Below are 5,459 nucleotides of genomic sequence, written 5' to 3'. Positions count from 1 at the left end.
GCCCGTGACCGGCTGACATCATTGGCAGCGTGGCGTCGACTCGCGGATCAGTCGGTGCTGGTCGCCCCTGCTTTCGCCTCCTGCGCTGCAGCAACCGCATCGGCGCGAATGGTGCGGCGCAGAATCTTGCCTGAGCTGGTTTTGGGCAGCTCGTCGATGATGGTCACCTGCCGTGGTGCCTTGTACGAGGCCAACTTCTCGCGACAGAACTCGACGATCGCAGTCTCGGTGACCTCGTCGGCTTCGGGCCCCGACTGAAGAGTCACGAATGCGGCAACACTCTCGCCGCGATACTCGTCGGGAATGCCGACGACTGCTGCCTCTTGGATTGCAGGGTGTGTGTAGAGGACGTCCTCAACCTCCCGCGGCCAGACCTTGAAGCCGGAGGCGTTGATCATGTCCTTCTTGCGATCGACGATGAAGAGCCATCCTTCCTCATTCATGTAACCGACATCGCCGGTGCGCAGCTCCCCGTTCGGGATCTGTTCGGCGGTGGCCTTCTCATTGTTGATGTATTCGGAAACGACCTCAGGTCCCGAGATGGCGACTTCGCCGATCTCATTGGGCCCCAGAGGTTCGCCGAAGTCATCGAGGATGCGGATCATGGTGTCTGGTTGGGGCAGACCGCAGGAGAGATTGCCGCTGTCAGGGTCAACCGGTGCTCGCAGTCCAGGTGGGACGGTGGCGACTTGCGCGCAGGTCTCTGTCAGGCCGTATCCCTGGCCGATGTAGACGCCGGTTTTCTGCTCGAACTTGTTGACCAATCCCTCGGGCAGCGGCGCACCCCCGGACATGATGCGTTTGAACGATGAGAAGTGATCGGGTGTCGCAGACGGATGAGCCAGCATCGCGGTGTAGACCGTCGCCGGTCCGGCCATATAAGTCGGCCTCTCGCGCAGGAAGAGTTCGAGAAGCGATCCCGGGTCGAATCGATAGTTGAGGACCAGACGTGCGCCACCGCTGACTCCAGCGATGAACTGGCAGACGAACCCGGTGATGTGGAAGATGGGGGCCAAGGTGAGGAAGCCATCGCCTGGCTCGAACGACGGTGTTCGCACACAGTAGCGGGAATTGCTCGACACGGAAGCGTGAGTCCCCGATGCTCCCTTCGACCGGCCCGAAGTTCCCGAGGTGTAGACGACAATCGCTCTGTCTTCGGGATTCGGAGCAGCCGGTATGAAATCGGTATCCAGCCTCGACTGGACGACAGCTTGGAAGTCGGGAAGATTCGGCACCTGGTCAGGACCAGGATTCTCACCAGGGGTTCCGGGCAGCTCATCGAACATGGAGAAGATCGCCTCGGGGCCATCGGTCTGGAAGCCGCGATCATCATTGAGCACAACCACAGGAAGCGACGCCGCATAAGGAGCGACGCGATTCAGGAATGCAGCCTTCGAGACCATGAGCCCCTTCACCTCTGCATCGGCGAAGATATGCTCGAGCTCGCCCCGATACATGGGATTGAGCGGGACAACCACACCACCGACCTTCCAGATGCCATAGGTGGCGATCATGAAGGCAGGAGTGTTCTGATCATAGATGGCGACTCGGTCGCCGAACCCGATGCCCTGCTCCGACAGATAGGCAGCGAACGCGGTGGAGTACCGGTCGAATTCCGACCAGGTCAGCGTGAACCCGTAGTAGCTGATGGCCTCCTCGCCGCCGTACGCAGCGACCGTCGCGGCCAGGTCGCGCAGCGTTGTGGATTTCTCCAAGGTGTAAGGCTCGTTCGCAAGATCTCCCCAGGTCTTCAGCCAGGGACGGGTGTCTGTCCACGTGCTCATCTCTTCACTTCCTTCATCGTTGAATGGGGTGGTGCACAGCTTGTGCCAGCTACTTGCGGTACTTCTTCATCTCGTTCCGAGCGATTGAGCGTTTGTGCACCTCATCGGGGCCATCTGCCAGACGCAGGGTGCGCATGTGCGCCCACATGCTGGCCAATGGGAAGTCCTCGGTGACACCGGCACCGCCGTGGACCTGAATCGCGCGATCGATGATCTTCAGAGCCATGGCCGGTGCGACGACCTTGATCTCAGCGATCTCGTTCTTCGCGACCTTGTTGCCGTGCTTGTCCATCATGTCCGCCGCATGCAGCGTCAGCAGCCTGGCCTGATCGATCTCGATCCGGGCCTCGGCGATCCAGTCCTGGATGTTCGCCCGAGACGACAGTTTCTCACCGAAGGTCACCCGTTCCTCGGCGCGCTTGACCATGAGCTCCAGCGCCCGTTCGGCCGCACCGATCGCGCGCATGCAGTGGTGGATTCGGCCCGGGCCCAGGCGGGCCTGACTGATCGCGAAGCCCTCACCTTCGCCCTTGAGGATGTCGCTGGCGGGGACGCGGACGTCTTCGAAGGTGATCTCGGCATGTCCCTCCCGATCGTGGTAGCCGAAGACGGGAAGGTTGCGCACCACGGTGACACCGGGGGCATCGATCGGGACGACGAGCATCGACTGCTGACGGTGCACCTCGGCGTCGGGGGAGGTTTTGCCCATGACGATGAGGACACGGCAGTGAGGGTGCATGCCGTTCGAGGCGAACCATTTGCGGCCGTTGAGGACGAACCCGTCATCCGTGGGCTCCATGCGCATCTCGACGTTCGTGGCATCGGAGCTGGCGACCGCGGGTTCGGTCATGGCGAATGCCGAGGCGATCTCACCGTTGAGCAGCGGCCCCAGGTACTTCTCCTTGTGCTCATCGGAGCCGAAGCGGGTGAAGACTTCCATGTTGCCCGTGTCAGGAGCGTTGCAGTTGATGGATTCGGGAACGATCTCGATGCTATGCCCGGTGATCTCGGCCAGGGGAGCGTATTCGAGGTTCGTCAGCCCCGGTCCCCACTGGGGATCGGGGTGGAAGAGGTTCCACAGTCCCTGGCTCTTGGCCTCGGCCTTGAGGTCCTCGAGGATCTGCGGCTGAGTGTGCGGGCTGTCTGCCGCGGCCATCTGCTGAGCATAGACGGACTCCGCGGGGTAGACGAAGTCGTCCATGAACTTCCTCAGACGTTCCTGGTAGTCGCGGCCGCGTTCAGTCGTTTCCAGCATGTGTGGTCTCCTCGTTGAGTCGGTTCGCTTCGTTGAGTCGGTTCTGATAGCGGCTCATGCCCTTGAGCCAACGGTCGTAGTCGCTGCCCTTCATGCGGTACATGTCGAGCACCTCGGGGTGGGGGAGGATGAGGAACTGCTCTGCTTCGACGGCATCGAGGGCGACGTTCGCGACGGCGGCGGGTGTGAGCACCGTGCCGGCTTCGGTGACTGCTGCCTGTGCCGGCCCGTCGGCTCCACTGGCCCGCAGCAGGTCGGTGTCAACGCCCATCGGAGCGATGACCGAGGCCCGGATTCCGTCATCGCGGTAGGTCAGGGACAGCCATTCGGCGAACCCGACCGAGGCGTGCTTGGTCACCGAATACGCGGCCGATCCGATCTGTGTGAGCAGGCCCGCCGCCGAGGCGGTCGCGACGAAATATCCTGCCCCGGCCTCCTGCCAGCGGGGGACGAGTGCTTGGGCGGCGCGGATATGGGCGCGCATGTTGACGTCGATGATCGCGTCCCAATCGCCGTCGGAATCACCGAGTCCCGTGGGACCGATGATGCCGGCGTTCGCGAAGTACATGTCGACCCCGCCGAGGCGGTCATCGGCAAAGGCGATGAGCTCGGCGATCCCGTCGACAGAGGATACGTCGCCCACCCACGCGTGGACTGCGGCGGGGGAGCCGAGCCCCACGGCGGTGTCGGTGACCGCGGGGGAGAGATCGGCGAGGACGACTCGGGCACCTCGTGCGGTCAGCTCGGTCGCCAGCGCCGCACCGATCCCGCCTGCGGCGCCGGTGACGATGACGCGCTTATCGGCAACAGGGTTCTTCGCGCTGTCGACGGATGCCGTCGCATTGTTCACAGGCGCGGTCATGAATTCTCCAGAAGTGTCAGGGCCTGCCGGGCCAGGTCTTCGACTCCTGCGCCGGCGACTTCCGGATCAAGGTCGAGGTCGCCCATCTTGCCGGTCACCAGGCGCGTGTAGACACCTTCGCGGATGCACGCGAGCTTCCACATCGCGAAGGCCTCGTAGTAGCCGACGTCGTGGACCTCGTGTCCGCTGACATCTTGGTAGCGGTCGATGAGCTCCTCGGCTTCCGGGAAACCGAGGTCGGGGGTCGGCACCCAGATGCTCGTGTAGTCCGTGGGCACCGTGAGCATCGCGACGAAGTACCCTAGATCGGTGAGCACCTCGCCGACTGCTGTGAGCTCCCAGTCAACGACCGCGTTGACTCCGCCGTCGGGAGCGAAGATCATGTTGTTGGGTTTGAAGTCGCCGTGGGCCAGACCAACGGGGCTGCCAGCCGGATCTGGCATACTCTGGGCCAGAGCGTCGTGGACCTCACGGATGACGGGGATGTCGCGCATGGAGATCTCTTCGACCTGCCCGAGCCAGCGTCGCAGCTGCCGTTCGATGAGACCGCCGTTTCGGCGCAGATCTCCGAGCCCCACGTCGTCGATGTCGACGCGATGGATCGCCGCCAGCGTATCGACCATGCCGAACGCGCACGCCCGCTTGTCGTTCGGTCCCGGTCCGGCAGGTATCCGCGCCCAATCAGAGGGTTCATTGATGGCGAACCCGGGGCAGTGATCCATGAAGACGAAGGGCACGTCGAGGACCTCAGGATCGTCGACGATGTCGATGACGTGGGGGACGGGCACGGGGCTGTCAGACAGCGCTGCCATGATCCGACCCTCACGGGAGACATTGTGGGCACTTCCACCGGAGTGACCGAGCGGCGGACGTCGGAGCACCCAGCGGGGGAGCCCGTCCACGGTGATCGCGAAGGTGAGATTTGAGCGTCCGATGGACATGACTTCGACGTCGAAGTCTGTGACTCCGAACCGGTCCTCAAGCCATCGTCCGATGGTTGAGGGATCGAATCCTGCAGGTGCTGTGGTCAACGTCGACCCTCCCGAGTGAACAATCGTTCAGTTTCCATCACAGTATTCAACCCGAGCGTGCGAGTCAAGCTGAAATCGTGATGCCGGTCACCACCGAATGTGATAGTGATGAGTGGGTCTTCTTTCATCCACAGTGAGGAAATCATGAGAGCCATTCGCGTTGCCACCCTGACAGGACCAGACGATGTAGAGCTTGCGGAAGTCGACCGGCCTGCTCCGGGACAGGGCGAGGTCCTCATCGAGGTCGCCTATGCCGGCGTGACGTTCCCCGAACTGCTCCAGACCAGGGGCATGTACCAGGTCAAGCATGACCTGCCCTTCGTCCTCGGGTCGGAGGCAGCCGGCATCGTCGCCGAAGCGGGCCCTGGGTCCCGGTTCTCGGTAGGTGACCGTGTGGCTGCGATTCCCGGCAAAGGCTCGTTCGCCGAGTTCGTGGTCGCCTCCGACGAGCAGACAGTGCCCGTGCCTGACGGAATCAGCTTGGCCCACGCTGCTGGAATGCCGATGAACGTGCTCACCGCGGACTT

Annotated in this window: 5 protein-coding genes; 1 reads left to right on the top strand and 4 read right to left on the bottom strand. The window is 62.9% G+C overall.

Going from position 1 to position 5,459, the window contains the following annotated elements:
- Positions 1–47 precede the first annotated feature (47 nt).
- The 4 genes from ACE03M_RS12510 to ACE03M_RS12495 are packed head-to-tail and all read right to left on the bottom strand — an operon-like array spanning position 48 to position 4,932.
- Entirely contained in the window at positions 48–1,784 is a 1,737-nt protein-coding gene (locus tag ACE03M_RS12510; protein ID WP_485934214.1) for a class I adenylate-forming enzyme family protein, read from the bottom strand.
- Positions 1,785–1,833: 49 nt separating this feature from the next.
- On the bottom strand, positions 1,834–3,039 hold the full coding sequence (locus ACE03M_RS12505) for an acyl-CoA dehydrogenase family protein (RefSeq protein ID WP_485934213.1): 1,206 nt from the start codon (positions 3,037–3,039) through the stop codon (positions 1,834–1,836).
- The gene (locus tag ACE03M_RS12500) at positions 3,023–3,901 is read right to left on the bottom strand and encodes an SDR family oxidoreductase (protein WP_143921087.1); all 879 of its coding nucleotides are present in this window, start codon (positions 3,899–3,901) and stop codon (positions 3,023–3,025) included. The genes ACE03M_RS12505 and ACE03M_RS12500 overlap by 17 nt, the downstream gene beginning before the upstream one ends.
- On the bottom strand, positions 3,898–4,932 hold the full coding sequence (locus tag ACE03M_RS12495) for a phosphotransferase family protein (protein ID WP_485934212.1): 1,035 nt from the start codon (positions 4,930–4,932) through the stop codon (positions 3,898–3,900). Before ACE03M_RS12495 ends, ACE03M_RS12500 begins: the two co-directional genes overlap by 4 nt.
- A 144-nt stretch (positions 4,933–5,076) precedes the next feature.
- Between ACE03M_RS12495 and ACE03M_RS12490 the strand changes: the two genes are divergently transcribed.
- Positions 5,077–5,459, top strand: a 383-nt coding sequence (locus tag ACE03M_RS12490) for an alcohol dehydrogenase catalytic domain-containing protein (RefSeq protein WP_485934210.1), incomplete at its 3' end; no start/stop codon positions are given.

It is taken from the genome of Brevibacterium sp. AGC70, assembly GCF_057334195.1.
Note: the sequence above shows the minus strand (reverse complement) of the source record. Positions and strands in the feature narration are given on the sequence as shown.